We start from the raw sequence: 24,187 nt of genomic DNA on the forward strand, positions 1-24,187 counted from the left end.
CCTCCGCCACAACCGCCACAGCGACCACAACCCCCACAGCGACGAGCAGCATCTTCAATATAGTAATATGGATATTGATTTTGCTGGTCCCAATAGACAATATTTCCAGATCGGTAATCATTAAGGCTTAACGCTTGTATTTCTTGTTGAAACTGATTCATTTTCATAACCTCCGTTTATAAAATACAACCTCATTGATGCTTCCCTATATTTCTGTTCGTTACATCTAAGTAGAAATAGCGCTATAAACTAAGTTCAATACGTACACCAACAAAGTATGACTTATCACTAGATGATGCACCTTGTTCATATACCTATTTTTACTATGGGCTCATTTTTATAAATAGAAATTATAAAATATAAATTCTAGCGTCATATCTTCATACTTACTAAGCTCAATTAATTTCTCAATAATCACGCGGACAAATCCTATATATTTCCATATATCACTTAGATTTTCTTGTACTGTAAATGCCTTTGCTATAACACCTCTAAGTAACCGGTTTCTATGACGGTTAAGAAATTCCTATAAAGAAAAAAGCCCTAATTAGGGCTTTTTATTCTATTTCTCCAGCAAAGCTCTCTATGAAATTTCTAATTGAAAAAAGACACACTTAGATTGATGCGTCTTTTTGTGATGCCTCTTTTGTGAAATCATATAATGCAATTGCGCCTAAAAGAACAAGTATACCTTGAGGAACATCTAGTAAAATAGTTTTCCAAATTTCTGGAATTACCCATTTAATATCTGCTGCTGTTTCAAGATATGTTTGGAAATAGCTGATTGTAAAATTAATTATCCCTAAAAATACAAACAACGATAAACCAAATCGAATTAATTTCTTATTTGTAAACATATAACACCTCTCAAAATTCATTGGATATTCCTGCTTTTGCTTCTTTATATTTACATATCTCTATATTTGATTTTAACACACAAAGAACTCAAAAAAATACAATATGCAAATTTGCATATTGTATGAACAGCACTTCATGTTAACTTAGAAATTCCTGCAAAGAAAAAACAACTCCGTTACAGCTAACAGCTCGGGTTTCTTTTCTTATTTAACTTCATACCACCAACATTTACGTTCTTTAATTGTAAAATAAATGTGACAGAAGTTTATCCAGTTAATGCGTAGACAATTAAATGAGCTAAATTATCGATATTCTATTTCACCATATCCGTAGCACTAATGACTTTACGCAAATTTGACAAGAAAAAATATAGAGATAGGTATGATCCATACCTATCTCTAACATTACTTCTATTCTTTATCCAATTACGTCTTTTACGTCTGTATCCACTGGCCACTTTTCTAATGTATAAGCCATTTCCCAAAATGAATATTCATATTGACTGCTAATAATAAAATGCTGTTTCATACGCTTGCGGTCTGCCTCTGTTACTTTTTCAGCAATAGTATCTAACCGTGTAATTTGTTCTTCAACTAGCGTACGGAACCAATCAGATCCATAAGCAGAAATCCATTCGTTATAAATTGGCTCTTCCGGCTGACATTCTTTTAAACGTTCCCCAATTTCGTAATACAACCAATAGCAAGGTAAAATTGCTGCAATGATATCTCCTAAATGCCCTTCATACGCAGCACGATACATATGTGAAGTATACGCATATGCAGTTGGCGCAGGAATAAAATTATCTTTTTCTTCTTTTGTTATCCCTAGCTTTTTAGCAAAATTCTCATGTAAAGATAACTCGGCCTCATATGTATTTTGAGCATGATGTGCCATACGAGCTGTCGTCTCTAATTCAAGAGCTTTTGCAGCTCCTAAAGTTTGTACTCTAGCAAAATGACTCAAATAATATGAATCTTGAAGCACATAATAGCGAAAACTAGCTAAATCTAACGTTCCTTCACCAAGTTTTTTTACAAAAGGATGGTTAAAACTCGCTTCCCAAATTGAATCTACTTCTTTACGTAATGATTGTGAAAAAGTCATTTAAATCCCTCCAATAATGTATAAAATATAAGTATTTATCCACAATTATTAAAGCTGTAAAATAAAAAAACTTTCTTTACAGGCGTAAAGAAAGTGAAATTGACAGTATTTATTTACTCATTAAATAGCAACGTCTTTCCCACTTCCCTACGCTGGCATTAACCAGATCAGGTACTAAGAGTCTCAAAATCACATTTGATCTCAGCCTATAAAAGGCCCCCCTAGTGGATAAATATTTTGTTTTTATAATGTATTCATCATAGCATACTTCGTGAAACTGTCAAAAGAATTAGTTATATAATCCCCTTAAAACCCTTCTTCTTTTCTAACTTTTAATGATGTTTCAATAATCATATCTAATAGTTTGCTATAACTAATTCCCGCTGCTTCTGCACTTTTTGGCAATAAACTTGATTGTGTCATCCCTGGTAATGTATTAATTTCCATTACATATGGAATTCCATCCTTCACCATCATATCAACTCTTGCATAAACACTACATTTTAATGCTTTATAACAAGCCAGTGACGCTTTATTTACACGTTCATTAATTTCCGCTGGAAGTTCGATAACTTCCTCAACTGTACTAGTATCATCATATTTTGCATTGTAGTCAAAGAACTCGGCTGCATGTCGAATTGAAACTATAGGTAACTGTTTTCCATCCAGAATGGAACATGTAATTTCATCACCTTTTATATACTTCTCAATTACTACTTCAGAATCCCATTCAAATACAGTTTCTAGCATTGAGATCAATTCATTTTTATTGTAAACGATTTTCACCCCGACACTCGATCCGCCAGAGTTTGGTTTTACCACTAATGGAAATCCTAACTTATCTAACTCATCAAGCTTTAGATCCTCCATTTTTGTAAGTTCAATCCAATCTGGTGTTTCTACACCTTCATAACGTAAAATCTTTTTCGAAATATTCTTATCCATACATATACTACTAGATAACATATTACTTCCGCTATAAGGAATCCCTAAACTCTCCAGTGTTCCTTGAACTGTCCCATCTTCTCCATATTTCCCGTGTAATGCGAGCAACGCAAAGTCAATGTCTTTCGCTTTTTCAATTAAATCCATTTTTTCATTTAATGTAATTGGGACTATTTCATACTTATTTTTATCTAAATGAGCAATCATTTCATTCCCTGTCATAATTGAAACTTGTTTTTCAGACGATACCCCGCCCATAATAACACCGATTTTCATTTTCTCAACTCCAAATTTCATTTTTTAATGTATCACCAATTATTTTAATTCCCCGAACTATTTCTTCTTCTTTCAAGCGCGAAAACCCTAATCGGAAAGTGTTCGCCCCTTCTCCATCAGAGTAAAAAACATCTCCAGGTGAAAACGTAACGCCTTTCTCATAACACTTTTGTAAAAGTGTGCGGGCATTCATATGCTCTTCTAGCTCTATAAATAAATGAAGTCCACCATCTCCAGTCATTCTTTTGAAAGGAATGAACTGATTACACGCGCCGACAGCTAACTCATATTTTTTCTTATAAACCGATCTTGCCTTTTTTAAATATTTCTCAAAATACCCCTCATGTAAATATTGAAATAGAACCGCTTGATCTAACGTAGATGTGTGGATTGTTCTTGCTCTTTTTACGCTTTCTAAATAATGAATCAGCTCTTTATCTGCAATAATCCAACCTACACGTAAACCAGGGAAAAGTACCTTTGAAAAGCTACTAATATAAATCACATTATTGCCAGCTCCAGCAAAAGTTAATAAGGGAGCTAAATGTGAACCTGAATAACGTAATTCTTCATTAAATCCGTCCTCTATAATAGGAACCTTATATTTCGAGAATAACCTCATCAATTCCGTTCTTTTCTCTGAACTCGTAACAATACCGGTTGGATTATGATAAGAAGGAATTAAATAAGCAAAATCAAAATCTTTTTCACGTAAGCTTTTTTCAACTTCATTCGTATCAATACCATCCTCATTCATATCAATCCCATGAACTTCAAGTCCATGTAAACGGAACAGCTTTAGTGCAGCGTGGTGAGTTGGATTCTCACAAATGACACGACCGGATTTTTTTGATAAAGAAGAAAGTACAATATCCAATCCTTCTGTAAATCCATTTGTAATTAGAATATCTTTATTCGAAATGTCTACACCTTTCATTTCCATGTAATGAAGTAAATAATTCATTAACGGTTTATATCCCTTTGCATATCCGTAGTTCAATACGATGTCCCCTTCAATGGACATACGAGTAAGAAAAGCTCTTTTGAAGTTTTCAACATCAAATAGCTTCTCATCCGGGGCTATACTATTAAAAACAATCATTCCCTTTTCCCAACGAACACCATGTTTCATTAAATCTAATTCATCCGCTAATGCGGTCACTGTATTAAGTTTATTTTTCCAATCTATTTCAACAGACGAAGTGTTAGATATATCTACCTTCGCAACAAAGTTCCCTTTTCCTTTAACTGCATAAATGAGTCCTTCTTGCTCTAAATCTGCATAAGCAGCAAGTACAGTGTTTCTACTCACACTTAGTAATTCACTTAGTTCCCTTGTTGATGGGATTTTTTGATTCCCGAGCAAGTGCCCTTTCATAATCATCTTCTTCAAATAATCTTTCAATTGAATATAAACGGGACGATCTTTAACAACTTTAAAATCCTTAAACAATTCCTTACCCCCTGCAATCATTTTTGCATATTTATTTCATTCACAAAAGGTCCACGACATATGTATTTTTTATAAAGGGCGGTACGGTCTTACAAGTCTTTTCGATATAAGTTAATTACATCTTTTAAAGCTGCAGCTGCAGCGCCTCGTGGATTAGAAGCCCCACCAATTGTAGTAACTTGTCCCATCGTATCTGTAAAGAACGTAATTCCTTTTTCGGTCCCATTTACTTTTGCTAACGGATGATCTTTTTCTATTTCGCACGGTTCAACATTTAAATTCACATTGCCACCCTCATCCTTATATATTGATGCTATTAATTTAATAATTTTATGTTGTTCCTTAGCATTTTGTATTTGTTGTTTTGTAACGTGCTCGATTCCTTTTATATGTATATCAGTAAGTGTTTTCTCTGTTTCCATTAAGCTGTTTGTCAAAAGTAACAATTTACACGCACTATCTGAACCACTTATATCTAATATAGGGTTTGTCTCAGCAATTCCTTTATTTTGCGCTTCTTTCAGTGCTTCTTCAAATGTCATATCTTCCTCATACATTTTCGTAAGAATATAATTAGTTGTTCCATTTAATATTCCTTCTATTTTTTCAATACTGCAACCGGCTAAACTAAATTGTCCGATATCTAGCGTCGGTAGTGCAGCGGCTGTTGCACCGCTATATCGAATTCGTACATTTACGCCTCTTGCTGCTTCATTTATTTCTCTCCAGTTTGTAACGAGTGCACCTTTTGAAATTGCTACTATATCCATCTGTTTCTCAATCGCTTGTTTCATATATTGTTTCCCTGGATTTCCATCTTTAAGATTTGTAACTGTTGATTCTACCAATACAGTACCACTTATGCTAGTTGTTGCACGTTCCTTCGGATGATACTCTAAATATTTTTCAATTGCAGCGGTACCGCCACCATACATCAATAAATGATGAAGAGATAAGCCGTCTTCATTATGTATTGCAATATTTCTTCCTAATACGCCACTTACAACTAATTGAATCCCATATGTTTCATATATATATGAATACTTTTCATTTAATAATTTTATAAACTCTCTGCCTACTGTTCCGTATCCTGATAATACAACTTGAATCTTCATAATATCCCCCCATATTTTTCTACCAAACCCCTCTTTCAATATAATATAAAGCGCTCTCGAATTCCATCGAGAGCGCTTTATTATTACTTATTTCGGTAAACGTGATAGCTTTTCAGCAATTGTTCTATAAAACTCTTGAATGCTAGAAAAACCTAACGAGTCTGAAACACTTAATCCTACCATGTCGAGATGATCCCAATTCGCTTTCGTTTCGATATGATTCCATTTTCCAACCTGTAATGACTCATGATTATTTACAGCAACATTAGAAATTGGTGCAATCATAGAATTGGTATTTACTACACCATCATTTTGCCACCAAGAAGTATCAACTAACGGACGGTTTTCTTCATATCTCGCATAAGAACCTAAGAAAAATGCATTCCCCATCAACACTTTATTCATCGTTATATGAGGCAAATGTAAACCTGTAATAGGTGCTGCTTGTGATGCATGTCCACTATAAGATAAGTAATAAACATCCGGTTGCGTCTTTACCCAATTATTTAACTCCTTTGCACCATCTGTACTTAAATCCCATTGACTTATATCTTTTGTATTTTTCCAAAGTGAACTATTTAGAATACGATTACTATATTGGAAAAAGGACTCTCCAGCAATCTTCTTTATACCCCATTGATCCAATTTAAAATCATATAAAGATAAATTATTGTTTCCTCCAAAGCTCGCAGCTGTAATGAGTAAATCTTTAACGAACGGCAGCAGAAGACTACCATCCGCAAGTGTTGTACCGTTGTGAGGGGTTGCTAATGTTGTAACACTATGAACATATGATTTTCCGCCTTCAAATAGTGGTGATATTTTGGTGTCTGGGTGATTTTTCGCATAATTCTTTTCTTCAAAACTACCTTCTTTTAATAGCTGTACTAATGTTCTAATCGTTTGTCCACCCATGCTATGCCCAACTAAATGAACTTTATTTGTTTCACTCCAATTCGGCGTAAAACCACTATAAGTTCTGCCAAAACGATTATGTCCATGTTTCTCAGCATGCGAGGCACCATAGTCTACTGTGCCACCGCTAATTTGCGCATACAATTCACATGCACGATCCCAGTTACTAGAAACAGGTCCAACAGCTGCGGTATGTACCGTATAACCATTTCGTTTCAAATCTTCCTGTATATCATGAACACCACCCCAATACTTTACGCCAAGCATTTCTTCTCTACCCCATCCAGCAAATCCATTCACCAATATGATAGGATAATTATTTGGTTGCCTCTCTTCAGCATATGATATTTTCGCTACGAATGAACATAAGGTCACTAATGCGAAAAAACATATTTTTAAAAATAACTTCCCCATACTTTCTCCCCCTAATAAAACGTTTACATTTTTCTTCTAAAAATTAACACAATGTTTTAACAACTTAAACATAATGTAAAGTATTTTATATACGTTGTATATATAGAAAACATATACAATTGTTGATAAATATTAATTCAAGTGAACATTTACTTTTTACAATACAACTTGTAAATCTGTTTATTTGAATTTATAATTAGATATAGTTTCCTCATGTTAAAAAAATTTAAAAACCATAAGAAAACTAATCTCATTGCTTGAAAAGGAGGAAAAAGCATGCAAATCGGATCAAATATTCATACATTATCTCAACCTACTAAAATAACTCCATCTACTCTTGAGCATAATACTATCTCTTCTACTAAACTGGAAAGTAAGAAAGTAAATGATCCTATCAAGTTTGATATTCGTTCATCTGAAAAAGAAATGAAACAGCCTGAGCATAAATTTAATGAATTAGATTTATGGAAGATGTTAAAGGATAAAGGTGTTCCTTTATGGATCATCCTTGAAATGCTACAAAAGGCTCGTAAAGAAAAAGAAGCCCAAAATAATTCAGTTCAAAATTCAAATGCGATTGAGGAAACAAACGAGACTCGATTAAATGAAGTAATGTAAAGCATAATATTTGATTGGTCTACAAACTAAAAAGAGTTCGGGGGTGATAAAGTTTCTATCAACCTCGAACTCTTTTTTTATGATTTTTCTCCAATCGTTACAAACTGGAAAGATACTTTTCCTTCCAAACCTTTAATTAGTTTTTTTACTTTAACATTTTCATTAACCAATGTATTATCTGTCGACATTTTAGGTTTTTCGTCACCTAGAGATTTTTTCAAATGAAGAAGATGCATTTTCATTTCATTTGCCTTTATTTCTTTATACACACTATTTTTTGCTACAATCATATACCATTCCGTTGAATATTTACGATTGTTACCTATCCAGGCATCACTATCGTATGTAACAGGAATCTCTTCCCCTCCTATTTTAATACTTTTCATAGTCTTATCGTCTTCACTTGTAAATAATAGTGACCCTTCTTTTGGGAATTTCGGTAACGTATCTATAATATAATTGGAGCCATTATCTTGTTTTCGAAAAAGTTTTTCTTTAATCAATGCTTGTGCTGTAGATTCATTTAAAATTAAGACATTTCCATTTCCAACTTCCCCTTTTTTCACAGAAAACACTTCATTTTCTTCCGTAATTTCCTGATAACGATTAATAATTGGTGAAATATTATTTTCATCTCCAATAATTAATACACCGTTTGCAGGAAATGAGTTGTCCTTTTTAGAACATGCACTAAAGCTTATTAAAAGTATTATAGTTAACATAAAAATAGTTAATATTCTTTTCATCACGATTCCTTTCATCATACAGTTCATTTTTCCACATACTTTAGTGTAGTCTTACAAGCTAATAAATTCTATTGCTCCATAACCTTATAAAGCTTTTGCAGGTAACGCCAACGGGTTATAAAGAAATATAAAACTTGTATACATATAAATGAAATTAAAATAACGATAGAGCTATTTATGATAGAAAAATCGACTAATTGCTGTAATGCTATATAAGCAACTACAGTATGAATCACTGCAACGAAAATTGGTAAAAAGAACATTAATAATAACTGCCTCGTTACAACTTTTTTCAACTCACCTTTACTTAATCCCATTTTCGAAATCATTTTATATTGCTGTTGGTCGCGATCCAAATCTGTATATAATCGGAAATAAATAAAACTAGCGGCGAATGTAAAGAAGACGATTCCAACTAAAATACTTACCATAAGTAATAAACCATTCTTTTGCTTTGCTTCCAACAAGTTTAATGTTAAAGCTTCAAAGTAGAAATCTCTGTCCCTAAGATTTTTATCGAATATACTCTTTAATTGATTTGAAATCTCTTTCGTTTTTATCCAATCATCTACAACAAATCCGTAAGTACGATATGGAATTTCTTTATTAACTGGGTCACTAGTAAGAGGTATTCCATCATATACCTGATCTTGAACAGCGATATAAATAGTTCTAGAATCATGTGGTAAAACTAAATTTTCTACAGCTTTTTTCACATGAAATGTCTTTGTCCAGTCACCTTGAATGACTTCTATATTCTTTTTATACTCGCCATTTTTAAATTCTTGTTTTTGTGATACGACTCCAGGAATTAATAAAATTTCATCTTCTTTTTCAATTGTTTCTTGTTGATAGCCTAGTGCTTTAGCAAGATCGTTGTATTCACTTAACTTCATTACATTTACGCCATTTTCTGTGTATATATATGAAGATGAAGCCATTCGATACGGAATATTAGCATCAGAAAGGTGTTTTTTTATAATAGAAAGATTTTTATTCAATACTTTGTCATTTTCAAAACTTCCATACAAAAATGTATACGGATTTGTCATCCTTACCAAATCCCTATTTCCAATTGCGGCCGTTGTACCAATTGCTGTAAATGCAACTGCTGAAACAATAGATACTATAAAAAACATCGTTGCATTATCTTTCATACGGTAAATTAATTCAGAAAATGTTAATATATTTGTTCTCTTTAAAAAGAAAGATTCTCTCCTTTTAGCAAGGTGCAGTATATACACGCTACACTGTGTATATAAAAAGTACGTTCCTATGATTACTAGAAGCACACCTATTCCAAGCGTAATAAAATTGGTACTTGGTATGAAGCGAAATACTGAAAAATATCCATACCCTATACTAATTAAAGAAAGTATCGATAATAAAACTGAAGATTTCGGTTCAGGTTTTGGCTTTTCCTCTGCTCGAATAAGTTCCACAAGTTCCGTTACTTTTATCATTTTAAATGTAAATAATGAAACAATTAAAAACAAGAAAAGAAATGTAATAACTGTTAATAATACAGCCTGCACTGGTATATAAAAAGGTAAACCATTATTAATCATTAATACACTTGCACTTATCAATAAGACTAGTTTAGAAAATATGAGTCCAATGAAAATCCCTATACAAATTGAACCAAGTCCAATCAACATATTTTCAATTAATAATAATTTCTTAAGCTGTCTCATTGACATACCTTGCATCATTAAAATACCAAATTCTTTCTTACGCGTTTTTAAAAACGAACTAACTGAATATAGAATGAAGAAAAATGAAAATACAAAAATCAATCCTTGCGAAACTGAAAATCCCAATGTACCAAATGCACTTATTGTTGCACTTGTCGATTTCAACTCACCTTGTAAATCAGGATGAAATAATAAAAGAGCATACGTAAAGAAAATCATAATAGAAAATGCACTACTTAAAAAATGGGCAGCATATGTACGCTTATTGCGAAAAATATTATTAAATGCGAACTGACGAAAAGTCATGCCTTTTCCCTCCTAACAAAGAAAGGACATCCATAATCTTTTGATAAAAAGTTTGCCTACTTTCACCACAATAAATTTCGTTATATAGTTGACCATCTTTAATAAAGATTACTCGGCTGCAAAAGCTCGCTGCATACGGATCATGTGTAACTAACATCATCGTTGCTTTTTCTTCTTTATTTAGAGTATCAAGCATCTCCATTACATCATTTGAAGATTTAGAGTCTAAATTCCCTGTTGGTTCATCTGCAAGTAACAATTGCGGCTTATGAACGATCGCACGAGCAATTGCTGTTCTTTGAGCTTGTCCCCCTGATATTTCAAACGTTCTTTTACTCAATATATCTATAATGTTTAATTTCTGTGCAATCTCTTCCACTCGTTTGTTCATATCTTGCACAGAAACACCATCTAAAGTCATCGGCAATACGATGTTTTCTTTTACAGTAAGTGTGCTAAGAAGATTAAATGATTGGAAAACAAATCCTAATTGTTTTCTGCGGAATAACGCTAATTCTTCTGATGATAATTGGAAAGGATTTGTACCATTAATAAATATTTCTCCCGATGATGGAGAATCAATAGTAGATACCATATTTAATAACGTTGTTTTCCCACTACCTGACGGGCCCATAATTCCTACAAATTCACCTTCTTGAATTGATAAATCAATATCTACTAATGCTTTAAAAGGTACTTTCCCTCTATATACTTTACTAATACTATTTGCCTGCAAAATTTCCATTTATATTCTCCCTTCATTTCCACCGCTCACTATAGAGTGTAAATGAATTGTCTTACAGCTCATATTGATTCATCTTTCATTTATCTTACACGCTTGTAAGATTTCTAAAAAAACTGATAACAAACCTATTTTCAATCTATAAACAAAGCATATCTATCTTATAATATTTGCATATTGGTTTGAATTACAATGCTATTTTCTAATCTTTATTTTATTAATATGAAAAGACCGATTTTTATCGGTCTTTTTACTTTCAAATATTATATTTTAACTGTTGTATGTAGTTAAAGCATATTTGAGTTACCCATTAAATACTATTTCACTTTATAATAACCTCTGCAAAAAAAAATGAGTGCTTCGGTTTCATTGCAATCAAAAACGAATTGTAAATATCTGAGGCGGAAATGAATGTGTTTATCCAACATATAAATAATAAAATTGATTTAATATTTCCTGATACAAAGAACGACATCATGGCAGGTACTACTGATAATACAATAATAGGCAAGCTCATAAAGACCCAAAATCTCGTTTTGGATAAGACTGCATTTGTATTTAGCCCAAAAAATCTTTTACTAAATGTTAAGCTAATATCCCCTTTTTTACTTATTACTAAAATGTGTAAACATTCGTGAATGATAAAGATTAAGGTACCTATGCGGGATAAAATGAATATAAAAAAGCTTAGAGTTTTAGCTCTAAGCTTTTTTATGATTTCGTATTAATTCCTTTTACTGCACAATATTTTTTATCCATTCAGATTTACTCAATACATAATGATTATATAGTTGATTTGCTATCTTGTGTTCACTCAAATAAGTAAACCCGCATTTTTTAATAACTTTATTTGATGGTACATTGTTAATTAAAGTAATTGCGTTAAGGACAATTAAATTTGTTTCTTTAAACAAATAGTCAATTAAGCCTTTAGTCGCTTTTGTAGCATAGCCATGATTTTGATGTTTATTTGAGATAGCATACATTATCTCTCTGTTTGGTGAAGGGAGTTCTTCTTTCATGCCTGTGCAGCACCATCCAATGCATTCATTTGTAGCTTCCTTAAATATTCCTAGCTTTAACATATGATTATCTATGTTATTCGTAGTTTTCACTGCCTCAAGAAATGCTTTGTTTGCTGGTATTTCATAATTTGCAATCCAATCCACCCTTTGTTCTTTCGTCGATTTCCAGTCTGGTAAAAACTTTTCTATTTCCGGTTGATTGGCTATTTTATAAATACTTTCTGCATCTTTGACCATAAACCCTTGCAAGTATATATCTCCACAATCTATTCTAAATAACTTAGTTGAACTCTCTTCTCCCATGTTAATTCCCCTTACTTACGTTATAACGCCTTTATCTGCTTCGTAAGTTCTATAAATCGTTCATCAAGTTCTTTATATTCTTTGTCGTTAGAAGTTAAAAAGCTTAATTTCCCTAATACTTCTTGTCTCTCTGTTTCTAACGTTAAACGTAGCTCTTCAATATTATCTCTTGTTTTAGTAGGTTCTTCTAGCTGCTTTTGTATCGTATTGTTTAAAAACACGAGTTTTATGTTAGTTGTTTTCTCTAGAAAATATCGATCGTGAGAAACAATTATTAATGTTCCGTTATACTCAGCTAATGTATTTTCAAGTTGTTCACGTGAAGGTAAATCCAAGTGATTCGTCGGTTCATCTAAAATGAGTACATCTTTTTCATCTAAAATATAAGCCATTAGCTTACATTTTACTCTTTCTCCCATACTCATATGCTCAATCGGCTCTTTCCATTGAGAAGCTTGGAACCCTAAATGTTTCATTAAATTTTGGACTTTTCCTCTTTCTTCAAACGTCTCTTTAAAAAATAAATCTTCTGGCGTTTTGTCCAGTGGCAAATCAAAAACCTCTTGTGTTAAATAACCGATGTTTGCAGATGGTGAAATCCATATTTCTCCTTCAGCAGTTTCCGCTCCCATAATCATCTTCAGTAATGTTGTTTTCCCGCTACCGTTTGGTCCAACAATTGCAACTTTCTCACCGTGCTGAATTGTAAAATTAACGTTTTCAAATAATGCTTTTCCATTAAATTCTTTTTTTAATTGCTTTACTTCTAAAAAGCGTTTTCCTACTTTTTTACTCGCTTGAATAGAGAACTCAATTGAATACTCTTCTTTCACACGTTCTACTTTCGTTTTCTCCAGCTCTTTTTCGAGACGTTTTCTTTTTGACTTCACTTGCGCATCCATTCGTTTCGCTTTTACACGATAAAACTCTTTAAAACTTTCTTGTTTTGTAGACTGCGCGTGTGCCTTTTGTGACCATGAACTTAATTCTTTTATATGTGTTTCTACTTGTTCTATCTTTTTTTGCTGCTTTTCATATTCTCGCTGCTGCGACTTCCTTCTTTGCTCACGTGCTTTCATGTAACTTGTATAATTACCACTATGGTCAATTAATTTTTTGTCCTCAATTGACCATATTTTTGTTGCGACAACATCTAAAAAATATCGATCATGCGATACAACGATAACTGTACCTTTCATATTTTTTATTTGTTTAATGAGAAATTCCGTACTCATTTCATCTAAATGATTTGTCGGTTCGTCTAATATTAAGACATTAGGATTTTTAGCAAATCCTTTTGCTAATCGAATTTTTAACTTTTCACCACCACTTAAAGTATGAAAATCGTTCGTTGGCACGCCCCATTTCGCAAGCAGTTCTGCTTCTTTTGCAATTACATCGTTACTAATAAAAGATTCTATTTCTTGCTCAACATATGCGGTTGTCATATTCATTTGCTGCCATTCAACAATCCCTTTTGAAGGCTCAATCTTTCCATTTATTAATTGAAGTAACGTTGATTTACCAGCACCGTTTTTACCAATTAATCCGATAACATCCCCTTGTTTTACTGTCACATTCATTTTCTCTAACAACATATTTTCTTTTATTTCAACATAAACATCATTTAATTTTAATAGTTCTTTCATAATACCGATCCCTTTCATTAAGGGAGAATAAAAAAATCCTCCCAAATAAATTTGGCAGGATTAGTCGTTAAAATATTTACACCCAAATAAGCTATTACGCAACATAAATAGCAATACCGTTGTATGGAAATCGGGCAGACTAATCCTATTTTTTAGAAATTGAAATTTATTGAATTTCAACATTTAAAAATAAGATTAGTTAATCATCGTCCACCCATCATTCCTTTCCCTCATTAGTAACCATATTGTACCATAATAGTACTGTATGAGTAAATGCAATTATTTGTGCTGCTAAAAAAGATTGCTTTCTTTTAAGGTCTATTCATTATTTCTTCACTTCATATCGAACAAGTATCAGCCACATTTGTTGTACTACTTGCTTTAGCTTTCCCTAGCAATAAAATTGTAAGCATTCCCTCTTATATAAATTTTATATAAATTCATCATAAATCATATATTATACATACTAAATTTCAGTTCTTATAATAAAGGTATCATTTTTAAGGGGTGGTTCTACAATGGAATTTAGTAAACTAGGAAACAGTGGATTAACAGTAAGTAAAATCGCATACGGGAACTGGATAAACCATGGTGGAAAAGTAAACGAAGATACTGCAAATGATTGTGTAAAAGCCGCACTAGATGTTGGAATTACAACGTTCGATACTGCTGATGTTTATTCGGACACGATAGCTGAGGAAGTACTTGGCCGATCTTTGCAAGGTATACGCCGAGAAAGTATAGAACTATGTACAAAAGTATGCCATCCGACCGGTCCTGGAAAAAATGATCGTGGATTATCAAGAAAACATATTATAGAAAATTGTAATGCATCGTTAAAACGATTACAGACAGACTATATCGATATTTATTATGCACATAGATTTGATATAACAACTCCTCTTGAGGAAACAATGTTAGCTTTCTCAGATCTTGTAAGACAAGGTAAGGTTCTCTATTTAGGCGTAAGCGAATGGACATCAGAACAAATTACCCGTGGTGCAGCACTTGCACGCGAATTGAACATTCCATTTATCGCTAGCCAACCTCAATATTCGATGTTATGGCGAGTTATTGAAACTGATGTGATTCCAACATGTCAACGTGAGGGACTTGGCCAAATCGTATGGTCGCCACTTGCACAAGGTATTCTTACAGGAAAATATCAACCTGGTAAACCATTACCGAATCAATCGCGTGCTAACTCCGATGCTGGAAAACCGTTTTTTGACAAACTCGTGCAACGTTGGATGAGTGATGATGTGCTTACCGCTATCCAGGAAATTAAACCTATCGCACAAGAAATTAACCTTACCTTATCTCAACTCGCAGTTGCTTGGGTATTACAAAATCCAGCTGTTTCTTCTGCAATTATTGGTGCTTCAAATCCGGAACAAATAAGAGAAAATGTAATTGCTTCTAGTGTTAAATTGCAACCTGAAATTATGGATCAGATTGACAGTGTATTAAAAGGTTTCGCTGAGTATGATACTAGTAAAACAGGTTGAATCATGAGTAAGTTTTATCTATAAATAAACACCCCTTGCCAACTTCCCACAGCCCATCCTATAAAGATGGGCTGTGGGAAGTCATATAAACCTCTCTAACAACTGTTAAAAAGTTCTTTAACACGACAGACTTTTCATCCTTCCTCCATCCAGCATATAAATTTATTTCCGGTGTATTTTCTAGAATATCTTTATACATCACTCCTGATTTTTTATAGCTTTCCACCGAGGATGGAACGACAGAAATCCCCATTCCAGCTGCAACTAAGTTTACAATCGTTTGCATTTGAACTGCTTCTTGAACAATATTTAAACTTACCCCATATTTCCAAAAGTAACTAATAATTAAATCATAAAAATTTGTACCGAAATGACGAGGAAATAAAATGAATGGTTCCTCCACTAATGATTTGATTGAAATATTAGGTAACGAAACGAAAGGGTGATTTTCATGCAAAACCAACTTTAAACACTCTTCAGAACAAACTTCAGAAGATAATATTTCATTATTTTGCTCCGAACGAATAAATCCAATATGAATTTGTTTTTCGTAAAGCGCTTTTATTTGTTGGTCTGTTGTCATCTCACGTAATATGAGCTGAATTTTTGGAAAACGTTCTCGAAATGTTTTTAATATGCCTATAACTGTTTCTGTAGAATCGACAAAACCGATGATTAAATGCCCGATTTTCCCTTCATCTGCAAGCTGTGTTTCTTTAATCGTTCTATCTACTTGAAGTAATGTTTGCCTAGCACCTTCTAAAAAGACTTTCCCCGCCTCGGTAAGCTCAACCATCCTTTTTGTCCGGTGAAAAAGTTGAACTCCTAATTCTTCTTCCAATTTTCGAATTTCTTGACTTAAAGGCGGTTGTGCCATCATAAGACGCTCTGCTGCACGACTAAAGTTTAATTCTTCTGCCACCGTTATGAAATATTTCATTTTACGAATATCCATTTCAAGCCTCCTATCATTCGCAACTTCTATAAGATTCTATTTTTATTATAAAAAATGGTTCATGTATGTAGTCTTACATTTATTCTTATTGGGTTCATTTTGCCTCTCTTATCTATAGAATATTTCATTCTCCAATGTTATCAAGGGTACAAAACAAGGCTAAAAAACTTATCTCCAAAGTTCTTTAGCCTTGATTACTTTTTACACATTAAAAAATATTACTCGCACTACCGTACCTTTACCAACTTCTGAATGGATTTCCACACTATGTCCTAATTGTTTTGTAATTTCATATACAAGATATAGCCCCATTCCTGTTGATTCTTTAAAATCTCTACCGTTTTCTCCTGTAAAGAAAGGTTTGAATACTCTTGGTAAATCTTGCTTCGGTATACCTACGCCATTATCAGCAATTTCAAGTATAACGGTATTACCTTCCTTACAAGCTTTCATTTTAATCTTTTCTCTACTACCTGATGAATACTTAATCGCATTCGATAGTATTTGTCCGATTAAAAACTTTAACCATTTCACATCACTTTCTACAGTAATGTCCTTATCAATTTCAAGCTCTGGATATACAAAATTCCGTATAAAGAAACGTTTATGTTCATGTACCGAATCATTCACTATTTTATGTAGTTGTAACCTTTCTACATAAAAATCTTGTGTGAACGCTTCTAATCGTGCGACATATAGAGCCATTTCCAATCCCTTTTTTAATCGGTCTGTTTCCTCATTTATACTTTCAAAACGTGAATCTACTTCATCCTGTGTAATTAATTCTATTACAGATAAAGGTGTTTTCATTTGATGGATCCACTGATTCATAAAGGTTAAATGGTCATTATTTTTTCTCTCTTGTATTTGCAGCTGATTTTGATAATGTCGATATTGCACCTCAAGTAGTTCTTGAAGAGCAGCCGATACAGCTGCAAAATCAGATTTTTGAACAGATTCATCTAAAGATTGCATCGGGTTTGCTAGGCGCTCATAAAAAGAACGATGTGTAAAATAACGAAATACTAAATAACTTCCCATAAAGAAAACACCTAGAAACATTGCGTATAACGCCGTTGTAATATGATTATGCCCATCAAACCAATATACGAGAAATATAGCTAGTAGTTGAATTATGGTAAAGCAAATAACTGGTATATGATCACGTATAAACAACCTTATCATTTTTCTATACCATTATCCCAAGTAATGTGCAATCTATATCCAACACTACGAATCGTTTCAATCGCACCTTCTATATGTAACGTTTGTAACTTTTTACGCACACGTGTTGTATTTACACTTAATGTATTATCATCAACATAAGATTCACTATCCCATAATTTATTAAGTAACACTTCTCTACTCACAACACGCGGATAATTTTTCATTAATGTCTCTAATAAAATAGCTTCGTTTCTCGTTATATCAATTTCGTCGTTTCTAAGTTTCAATACAAGCCTTTCAGGATATAAACAAAGGCCTTGTTGCTCAATCATTCGCTCTTCTAGTTTCGGTGCATAATCTCCATATGCACGTCTTAAATGACTACGAATTTTCGCCACTACAACTTCATAATGAAAAGGCTTCGGAATAAAATCATCGCCACCGTTTTCTAACGCCATAACTTGATCCATCGTGCCTTCACGGGCCGAAATGAATAGTATCGGACATGTTGAAACTCCGCGAATTTGACGACACCAAAAGTACCCATCAAAACTCGGTAAATTAATATCTAATAAAACTAACTCTGGTTGTTCTTCTAAAAAAATGTTTAATACATTTTGAAAGTCCGATACAATAACTCCTTGATAACCATATTTCGCAACATGTGTCGATAATAGTTCTGCAATTTTCATATCGTCTTCTACAATCATAATTTTGACCATTATTGAACTCCTTTTTAATCCACAATCTCAAATATACTTATATAAAATAAATACTACCTCTTTTCACAAAATCAGTAAATTAAAAAAAGGATGCTTTTATACGAAAGTATCCTTTTTCGTCCCTTATCTATTTAATATGAAATTTACTAAAAGTAAATCCTAGTTTCTCCACATAATCCATTCCTAGTTCCATACGCGCTGTTTTCAGCGGATCCACAACTTGGCAAACTTTTAAATTACCTGCTGCCGATAATAAAAGCGTTGCATCAGCTTTAGACATTGCTAATTCTTCATGTAAAAATGTCACCATATTACGTACAGCACGATTTGCTGCATCATCTAACAATTTCTCTGAAGCAATCGTCATCATTTTTCTTTTTGAATAGCCATTGGTAATGGCCATTGTTTTCCTTTTATCGTTTGAACTGTTACCGTTACCTCACCAGTAACCTCTACACCACTAACACCAATTTCACCATCACCCATTGCTGCGTGTAAATCACCTAATGCTAATAGTGCTCCTGGGACATTAACTGGTAGTAGTAGTGTTGTTCCTTCTTTAATTTCTTTACAGTCCATATTCCCGCCGTGATCATGCGGTGTGCCACATGAAATGCTCTCTTCTTTCGGTGCAGTACCAATTACCCCAATCATTGGATTAATCGGGATTTGTAGTTCACTTGAAAACAAAACATATTCATTATGTATTGGGACAATTTTCACTGTATTTTCATTTAACTCATCACCCATTACACCAAGGTTTGCACCTGTAGTTAAAACGCCCTGCTCTGCAATTTCAATTTTTTCAATCGTTACGACTAATATATCGCCAGGTTCTGCTCCTTTAACATATACAGGTCCAGTCGCTGGATTAATTCGGTTCCAATCTAATTCTTGTAACACAACATCTTCAGAATCGATTTGATTTTCAAAGCAATCATATGTTTCAAATACAAGACTGCTCCCAATTTCTACTTCCATACACGGCTTATTTTCTGGTGACATTGAGTAAATGATATGGTCTTTATGAATTCGATACATAATACCTCTCCCTTTTATATTTATCTACTATTACTAATTAGCTTTTTTTATACAAGCTCCTCTTAAAATTAAATGTTATTTTCATGTAAAAAAGCACGCAGATTGTTTTATAACATACACTCTTTACTATAACAGAAAGGTGGTATCACTATGCCCCTTATTCCATACAACGAAAGTGATGTTGATTTACTAGCTCGATTAATTCGTGCTGAAGCTGAAGGCGAAGGTCGCCAAGGTGAGGAGTTAGTTGGATGCGTTGTAGTAAACCGTGTATTTTGTGATTGCTTAGATTTTAAACAACTCCGTACCGTACGAGACGCTGTATATCAAAGCCCCGGCGGATTTGAAGCAGTACAATATGGATATTTTTATCAACGCGCTCGTGAATCAGAAAAAGAAATCGCACGAAAAGTTTTACAAGGTCAATGGCGCTGGCCTGCACGATGGGCTCTTTGGTATTTCCGTCCAGTTGGAGCTTGTCCGCCTGAATGGTATAATCAGCCATTTGTAGGACAGTTTAAAAGCCATTGTTTTTATGAACCAAGTGGTGATGAATGTCCGAAAATGTATTCACGATAGTAAAATTTGCAACGCAAGTACTTAGAAATTTTGGTACTTGCGTTGCTTTTAACTGTGTTTTAGAAATCTAATAGTGTGATGAAATTTTCTATGCCTACTACATGTATTAATAATGGTATACGAGGACCATTTGATTGATTCATAATGAGCTTATATATAATAGTGAATAATTGTTTTTGATTTTCTTTCATTATTTTTTTATTTTCATGATGACAAATCGCATATAATTGCTCCATTAAGTGAGAGTAATCTTTGTTAGAACGAAGTAGATCGCAAACTTCTACTAACCATTCTTTCTGTCTTTCATCCAATGTGTTGTAAAACTCTGTATTTCTCTCTTGATTTACCGCAATTAATTTTTCAGATTGAAAATTTCTTATCCAATACTCTGTGCGATTACTCACCGCTCTCATTTCATCTAATGCATAGCTCCTATCTATTTTCTTTAATATCCCCTGTAAAATAGTTGAATCAAAATTTAATAATGGTAACGTTCCTGCTACTTGATTAAATTTCGGATATTCTTTAAACCCGATAGTAACTCTAGAAAGTTTAATTGCATCAAGTAAATCTTCATTTTTGAGCGTTTTATTTTCATAACTATCTTTCAATCGCTCATATTCTGTATAATTGCGAATCACATCTTTATCAAGACCGATATGAAAAGCTGCGTTTGGTCTATATTTTGCAAACATAAACAGAATTACTTCTGGTAAATACACTTTTAACAACTCACTAGGTGTAATACTATTTCCTGAAGAACTAGACATTTTTTCATGATTGCCTTTAATTCCAATAAAATCATAAGCAACATAATGAGGAGCTTCACGATTGAATATTTTCCTTGCAATTTCTTTTGATACATTATAACTACCCGTTTCTGCTGAATGGTCTCTGCCACCCGGCTCAAAAACAACCTCCTCTATCATCCATCTCATCGGCCAATCGATTTTCCAATTTAGTTTCATTTTATTTGTATTTAATACGGATAACTCTTTTTCATTTCCGCATTCACATTCATACCGGATTGTTTTTAATACTTCATCAAAATGTGTAATAGTTGTTGTATCTTTTCCGCATCTCTCACAATATAATGTAGCTGGATAAAAGCTCTCTCGCTCTTCTTCACTACACTCTCCAGTTTTAAAACCCATTAAAATATCATATATTTCTTTTCGTTTATACAAGGTCTCTAATATATTTTCGTTATATCTTCCGCTTCTATATGCATCATGTTGATAAATAAATTCTACTTCAATTCCAAATGCTTGAAGCGATTTTTCAAACTCTTTTTCAAAATGCTCCGCATACGAGTTATGACATCCATACGGATCTGGAATATCACAGTATGGCATACCAATATACTTTGCAAAAGATGGATCAATATTTTTTGGAACTTTTCTAAACCTATCATAATCATCCCACGAAAATATAAAACGAGTCTTTTTCCCTAAATCTTGAAGTGCTCTTACTACGAAATAAGTCGTTACGATTTCACGAAAGTTCCCAATATGAACAGAACCTGACGGACTAATTCCAGATGCACAAACAAACGTTTCTTTATTTGGATGTTTCCTAATTAATTCATGTGCTACTTCATACGCCCAATGCATATATTACTCACCTCAATTATTTTTTTGTTTTCTAATTTCCAGTTTTATGCAACAAAAAAACTCTCACCCCCAAGATTATTCATCTTGAGGACGAGAGTTGTTAGCTTCGCGGTACCACCTCAGTTTGTTAATATGTCACCATACTAACCTCTTCAGGTACGGCAAAATATGCTTATACCCTATCTCTATAACGGGAGAACCCGTCGCACCATCCCTAAATAAATTAGTTCTTTGCGCAGCTCCAAGTCTTTTTTCGTTAAGATGTATACCGCTCTTTCTCAGCTACCAGAGCTCTCTGTACGTATTCTTTCTTAACTACTCTTCTCTTCTATGCCTTAAATATTAGTTTTTTAATATGATAATTTATAACACTTTTATTGTCAAACTTTTCCGAATCGAAATCGTAAAATTATCTAAAAAAATTCTTTATCGCTTCTAATTGAATTTTGTGGCTACACTCATCACAACAATATGCCCCTTTTGGTTTCTCTTTAAATCGCTTATATTTTTCACTACCTTCGTAAACACGAAATATATTCTTACAAGAAAAGCAAACAATTTCATAAAACATCATATGCATTTTCCTCTCCTTGTTTATACACTTTTTTAATCACTTGTGAGAAGGTCATTTTTCTACATTATAAATTTTAATATCCTTTGACTAAAAGGTTTACCTCTATTCTTATCGAATTATATTAATATCTTATAACGCGAGGTGAACATCTTGTTCAGTAATATAGAATTAGTTTTAGATGCTAAAGCAAGTTTAGCTGAAGGACCATGTTGGAATGAAAAAAAGCAACTTTTATATTGGGTTGATATTATGGAGAGAAAATTATGCATATACAATCCTACCGCTAATACGAACCGAGTAATTGCTCTCAATCAACAAATTGGCTGTGTTGTTCCATATTTAGAGGATGTACTACTCTTAGCTATGGAAAACGGCTTTTATTCTATTAATGTAAATACAGAAAAACTGACACATATTTTTGACCCCGAACAACATTTAATAGAAAATCGTTTTAACGATGGAAAATGTGATCCCGCTGGTCGTTTCTGGGCAGGTACTACAGATACATACGGTATTAATGCTGCAGGTTCCTTATATTGTTTACATAATAATTTGAGTGTAGAGAAAAAAATTTCACATGTAAATACTTCAAACGGAATGGCTTGGTCACCTGATCATACATACCTTTACTTTATAGATACACCTACTAAAAAAGTGGTTCGCTATCAATATAATATACGTACTGGAGAAATTCATAATCCAAGTGATGTAATCATTTTCTCTGAAAATGACGGTCTACCTGATGGTATGACAATTGACGAAGAAGGTTGTTTATGGATTGCACATTGGGGAGGTTCAAAAATAACTAGATGGAATCCCTCTACTGGAGAACAAATATTAAGTATTCCAATTCCTGCGTTATATGTAACATCATGTACGTTTGGTGGGCCTAACTTAACTGATTTATATGTTACAACAGCCAGAACAAGAATGACGGATGACGAATTAAAACAGTATCCACATGCTGGTGGTATTTTTCGAATTCAAACAAATGTTAAAGGCTGCCCCACCTATTCATTTTGTAATGAAAATATTGGAACTGACACAATATGAACCGTATCGATTACATAAGACAAGAAGAAAAGGAATATCACGATCTTTGCTATGAACAATATAAACTATTTGAAACTGGATCTTGGCTTCACAAGCCGGTTAAAACAGTTATGGATTTAATGGACTACTTTGAAGAGAAAAACAAATTACAAGTGCTTGATCTTGGCTCTGGCGTCGGTAGAAATAGCATTCCAATTGCACAAAAGATTAAAAATGCTAGCGGAACTGTTACATGTGTTGATTTACTTGATTCCGCTTTAACAAAGCTACAAATTTATAGCAAAGAACATGACGTATTCGAGGTTATAAAAACAGAACAAGCAGCAATTGAAAACTATCATATTAGATCTAATACTTATGACTATATCGTTGCAGTATCAAGTTTGGAACATGTCAAATCAGAAGAAGATTTTAAAAATGTACTCCAATCTATGAAAAGAGGTACAAAAAACGGCGGTATTAATTGTTTAATTATTAACTCTAACATACAAGAAATTGATTCAATAACGAATGAAGAATTAGAAGCTTTAATTGAAATTAATCTTTCAACCGAAGAAATGATAAGTGCTTTAAAAAGCATTTATAAAGAATGGAAAAAACTAAAAGTTGAAATAAAGGAATTAGCTTATAATATAGTTCGTAATGAAAGACACGTTCAATTAAAAACAAATGCCATTACGTTTGTCGTTCAGAAATAACACTATAAAAAGTAAGAATATTTCCTCATATATTCATAGGAATACCCTTACCTTTTATTTTGTTATTAGTTTTCGCATTATCTAAAATATAATTTTCATTCGAAATACTAC

22 protein-coding genes, 2 pseudogenes, 1 riboswitch and 1 other annotated feature are annotated in these 24,187 nt (G+C 33.1%); of the genes and pseudogenes, 5 read left to right on the plus strand and 19 right to left on the minus strand.

Annotated features, from left to right (window positions below; translation table 11 throughout):
• From MR160_RS16955 to MR160_RS16985, 7 genes are all read right to left on the minus strand, one after another.
• The coding region (locus MR160_RS16955; RefSeq protein ID WP_242297804.1) for a heterocycloanthracin/sonorensin family bacteriocin at positions 1-161 on the minus strand (161 nt) is incomplete at its 3' end.
• Between the two features lie 453 nt (positions 162-614).
• Entirely contained in the window at positions 615-878 is a 264-nt protein-coding gene (locus tag MR160_RS16960) for a DUF3937 domain-containing protein (protein ID WP_002082716.1), read from the minus strand.
• Between the two features lie 397 nt (positions 879-1,275).
• Positions 1,276-1,965, minus strand: a complete 690-nt coding sequence (gene tenA, locus MR160_RS16965) for a thiaminase II (protein ID WP_000144509.1) — start codon at positions 1,963-1,965, stop codon at positions 1,276-1,278.
• A gap of 127 nt (positions 1,966-2,092) precedes the next feature.
• Positions 2,093-2,198: riboswitch (TPP riboswitch) on the minus strand.
• A gap of 73 nt (positions 2,199-2,271) precedes the next feature.
• On the minus strand, positions 2,272-3,186 hold the full coding sequence (locus MR160_RS16970) for a D-alanine--D-alanine ligase (RefSeq protein ID WP_002082718.1): 915 nt from the start codon (positions 3,184-3,186) through the stop codon (positions 2,272-2,274).
• Positions 3,187-3,190: 4 nt separating this feature from the next.
• Positions 3,191-4,639 (minus strand): MocR-like pyridoxine biosynthesis transcription factor PdxR, encoded by a 1,449-nt coding sequence (gene pdxR / locus MR160_RS16975; protein WP_000471637.1) that lies wholly within the window; start codon positions 4,637-4,639, stop codon positions 3,191-3,193.
• 89 nt (positions 4,640-4,728) lie between these two features.
• Positions 4,729-5,754 (minus strand): homoserine dehydrogenase, encoded by a 1,026-nt coding sequence (locus tag MR160_RS16980; protein WP_000701766.1) that lies wholly within the window; start codon positions 5,752-5,754, stop codon positions 4,729-4,731.
• Positions 5,755-5,841: 87 nt separating this feature from the next.
• Complete coding sequence (locus MR160_RS16985; protein ID WP_000517058.1) at positions 5,842-7,083, minus strand: esterase/lipase family protein; 1,242 nt, start codon at positions 7,081-7,083, stop codon at positions 5,842-5,844.
• A gap of 276 nt (positions 7,084-7,359) precedes the next feature.
• On the opposite strand from MR160_RS16985, the gene MR160_RS16990 reads away from it, so the two are divergent.
• Positions 7,360-7,701, plus strand: coding sequence for a DUF3914 domain-containing protein (locus MR160_RS16990; RefSeq protein ID WP_001165517.1), 342 nt, complete (start codon positions 7,360-7,362; stop codon positions 7,699-7,701).
• Between the two features lie 77 nt (positions 7,702-7,778).
• Here the strand turns inward: MR160_RS16990 and MR160_RS16995 are convergent, their stop codons facing one another.
• From MR160_RS16995 to abc-f, 6 genes and pseudogenes are all read right to left on the minus strand, one after another.
• A complete protein-coding gene (locus MR160_RS16995; RefSeq protein WP_231130553.1) occupies positions 7,779-8,462 on the minus strand; it encodes a lipoprotein BA_5634 family protein in 684 nt (227 codons plus the stop codon).
• Between the two features lie 53 nt (positions 8,463-8,515).
• On the minus strand, positions 8,516-10,447 hold the full coding sequence (locus tag MR160_RS17000; protein WP_000144146.1) for an ABC transporter permease: 1,932 nt from the start codon (positions 10,445-10,447) through the stop codon (positions 8,516-8,518).
• Positions 10,422-11,192 carry an ABC transporter ATP-binding protein gene (locus MR160_RS17005; RefSeq protein WP_000404444.1) on the minus strand — a complete coding sequence of 257 codons (771 nt, stop codon included), beginning with the start codon at positions 11,190-11,192 and terminating at the stop codon, positions 10,422-10,424. The genes MR160_RS17000 and MR160_RS17005 overlap by 26 nt, the downstream gene beginning before the upstream one ends.
• 314 nt (positions 11,193-11,506) lie before the next feature.
• Positions 11,507-11,868 (minus strand): annotated as a pseudogene (locus MR160_RS17010) (DUF3267 domain-containing protein); the annotation flags it as partial.
• A 55-nt stretch (positions 11,869-11,923) separates the two neighbouring features.
• Positions 11,924-12,517 carry a GNAT family N-acetyltransferase gene (locus tag MR160_RS17015; protein ID WP_000503550.1) on the minus strand — a complete coding sequence of 198 codons (594 nt, stop codon included), beginning with the start codon at positions 12,515-12,517 and terminating at the stop codon, positions 11,924-11,926.
• A 20-nt stretch (positions 12,518-12,537) separates the two neighbouring features.
• Positions 12,538-14,166 (minus strand): ribosomal protection-like ABC-F family protein, encoded by a 1,629-nt coding sequence (abc-f, locus tag MR160_RS17020; RefSeq protein WP_002082721.1) that lies wholly within the window; start codon positions 14,164-14,166, stop codon positions 12,538-12,540.
• Between the two features lie 518 nt (positions 14,167-14,684).
• On the opposite strand from abc-f, the gene MR160_RS17025 reads away from it, so the two are divergent.
• Positions 14,685-15,674, plus strand: a complete 990-nt coding sequence (locus MR160_RS17025; protein WP_000395976.1) for an aldo/keto reductase family protein — start codon at positions 14,685-14,687, stop codon at positions 15,672-15,674.
• Between the two features lie 58 nt (positions 15,675-15,732).
• Here MR160_RS17025 and MR160_RS17030 read toward each other — a convergent pair whose 3' ends face one another.
• From MR160_RS17030 to MR160_RS17045, 4 genes and pseudogenes are all read right to left on the minus strand, one after another.
• The gene (locus MR160_RS17030) at positions 15,733-16,629 is read right to left on the minus strand and encodes a LysR substrate-binding domain-containing protein (protein WP_000354655.1); all 897 of its coding nucleotides are present in this window, start codon (positions 16,627-16,629) and stop codon (positions 15,733-15,735) included.
• Between the two features lie 201 nt (positions 16,630-16,830).
• Positions 16,831-17,814, minus strand: a complete 984-nt coding sequence (locus MR160_RS17035) for a sensor histidine kinase (protein WP_025989039.1) — start codon at positions 17,812-17,814, stop codon at positions 16,831-16,833.
• Positions 17,811-18,518, minus strand: coding sequence for a response regulator transcription factor (locus tag MR160_RS17040; protein WP_000238995.1), 708 nt, complete (start codon positions 18,516-18,518; stop codon positions 17,811-17,813). The genes MR160_RS17035 and MR160_RS17040 overlap by 4 nt, the downstream gene beginning before the upstream one ends.
• A 127-nt stretch (positions 18,519-18,645) precedes the next feature.
• Positions 18,646-19,559, minus strand: a pseudogene (locus MR160_RS17045) (acetamidase/formamidase family protein).
• 150 nt (positions 19,560-19,709) lie between these two features.
• On the opposite strand from MR160_RS17045, the gene MR160_RS17050 reads away from it, so the two are divergent.
• Complete coding sequence (locus MR160_RS17050) at positions 19,710-20,138, plus strand: cell wall hydrolase (protein WP_001128402.1); 429 nt, start codon at positions 19,710-19,712, stop codon at positions 20,136-20,138.
• Between the two features lie 59 nt (positions 20,139-20,197).
• On the opposite strand, the gene lysS is transcribed toward MR160_RS17050, so the two are convergent.
• Together lysS and MR160_RS17060 are read right to left on the minus strand one after the other, a co-directional pair.
• Positions 20,198-21,751 carry a lysine--tRNA ligase gene (gene lysS, locus MR160_RS17055; RefSeq protein ID WP_044784342.1) on the minus strand — a complete coding sequence of 518 codons (1,554 nt, stop codon included), beginning with the start codon at positions 21,749-21,751 and terminating at the stop codon, positions 20,198-20,200.
• Positions 21,752-21,834: 83 nt separating this feature from the next.
• Positions 21,835-22,091 (minus strand) — a binding site (T-box leader).
• Between the two features lie 69 nt (positions 22,092-22,160).
• Positions 22,161-22,331: a DUF2197 domain-containing protein gene (locus tag MR160_RS17060; protein WP_000551042.1), complete on the minus strand. Its 171-nt coding sequence runs from the start codon at positions 22,329-22,331 to the stop codon at positions 22,161-22,163.
• Between the two features lie 144 nt (positions 22,332-22,475).
• Here MR160_RS17060 and MR160_RS17065 point away from each other — a divergent pair, with 144 nt between their 5' ends.
• Both MR160_RS17065 and MR160_RS17070 read left to right on the plus strand, forming a co-directional pair.
• Entirely contained in the window at positions 22,476-23,378 is a 903-nt protein-coding gene (locus MR160_RS17065; RefSeq protein ID WP_000492426.1) for an SMP-30/gluconolactonase/LRE family protein, read from the plus strand.
• The gene (locus MR160_RS17070) at positions 23,375-24,076 is read left to right on the plus strand and encodes a class I SAM-dependent methyltransferase (RefSeq protein ID WP_001079445.1); all 702 of its coding nucleotides are present in this window, start codon (positions 23,375-23,377) and stop codon (positions 24,074-24,076) included. Before MR160_RS17065 ends, MR160_RS17070 begins: the two co-directional genes overlap by 4 nt.
• Positions 24,077-24,187 lie beyond the last annotated feature (111 nt).

Origin of the sequence: Bacillus cereus group sp. BfR-BA-01382 (assembly GCF_022663475.1) — a bacterium.
GTDB lineage: Bacteria > Bacillota > Bacilli > Bacillales > Bacillaceae_G > Bacillus_A > Bacillus_A thuringiensis_S.

Coding starts and splice junctions, on each gene's coding strand:
- lysS (WP_044784342.1), bottom strand. CDS start 21,751: ATGCATTGGGCGTATGAAGTAGCACATGAATTAATTAGGAAACATCCA.
- abc-f (WP_002082721.1), bottom strand. CDS start 14,166: ATGAAAGAACTATTAAAATTAAATGATGTTTATGTTGAAATAAAAGAA.
- MR160_RS17050 (WP_001128402.1), top strand. CDS start 19,710: ATGCCCCTTATTCCATACAACGAAAGTGATGTTGATTTACTAGCTCGA.
- MR160_RS16995 (WP_231130553.1), bottom strand. CDS start 8,462: ATGAAAGGAATCGTGATGAAAAGAATATTAACTATTTTTATGTTAACT.
- MR160_RS17025 (WP_000395976.1), top strand. CDS start 14,685: ATGGAATTTAGTAAACTAGGAAACAGTGGATTAACAGTAAGTAAAATC.
- MR160_RS17005 (WP_000404444.1), bottom strand. CDS start 11,192: ATGGAAATTTTGCAGGCAAATAGTATTAGTAAAGTATATAGAGGGAAA.
- MR160_RS16990 (WP_001165517.1), top strand. CDS start 7,360: ATGCAAATCGGATCAAATATTCATACATTATCTCAACCTACTAAAATA.
- MR160_RS16980 (WP_000701766.1), bottom strand. CDS start 5,754: ATGAAGATTCAAGTTGTATTATCAGGATACGGAACAGTAGGCAGAGAG.
- MR160_RS17040 (WP_000238995.1), bottom strand. CDS start 18,518: ATGGTCAAAATTATGATTGTAGAAGACGATATGAAAATTGCAGAACTA.
- MR160_RS17030 (WP_000354655.1), bottom strand. CDS start 16,629: ATGGATATTCGTAAAATGAAATATTTCATAACGGTGGCAGAAGAATTA.
- MR160_RS16985 (WP_000517058.1), bottom strand. CDS start 7,083: ATGGGGAAGTTATTTTTAAAAATATGTTTTTTCGCATTAGTGACCTTA.
- MR160_RS17060 (WP_000551042.1), bottom strand. CDS start 22,331: ATGCATATGATGTTTTATGAAATTGTTTGCTTTTCTTGTAAGAATATA.
- MR160_RS17035 (WP_025989039.1), bottom strand. CDS start 17,814: ATGATAAGGTTGTTTATACGTGATCATATACCAGTTATTTGCTTTACC.
- MR160_RS17000 (WP_000144146.1), bottom strand. CDS start 10,447: ATGACTTTTCGTCAGTTCGCATTTAATAATATTTTTCGCAATAAGCGT.
- MR160_RS17070 (WP_001079445.1), top strand. CDS start 23,375: ATGAACCGTATCGATTACATAAGACAAGAAGAAAAGGAATATCACGAT.
- MR160_RS16970 (WP_002082718.1), bottom strand. CDS start 3,186: ATGAAAATCGGTGTTATTATGGGCGGGGTATCGTCTGAAAAACAAGTT.
- MR160_RS17015 (WP_000503550.1), bottom strand. CDS start 12,517: ATGGGAGAAGAGAGTTCAACTAAGTTATTTAGAATAGATTGTGGAGAT.
- tenA (WP_000144509.1), bottom strand. CDS start 1,965: ATGACTTTTTCACAATCATTACGTAAAGAAGTAGATTCAATTTGGGAA.
- MR160_RS16960 (WP_002082716.1), bottom strand. CDS start 878: ATGAATTTTGAGAGGTGTTATATGTTTACAAATAAGAAATTAATTCGA.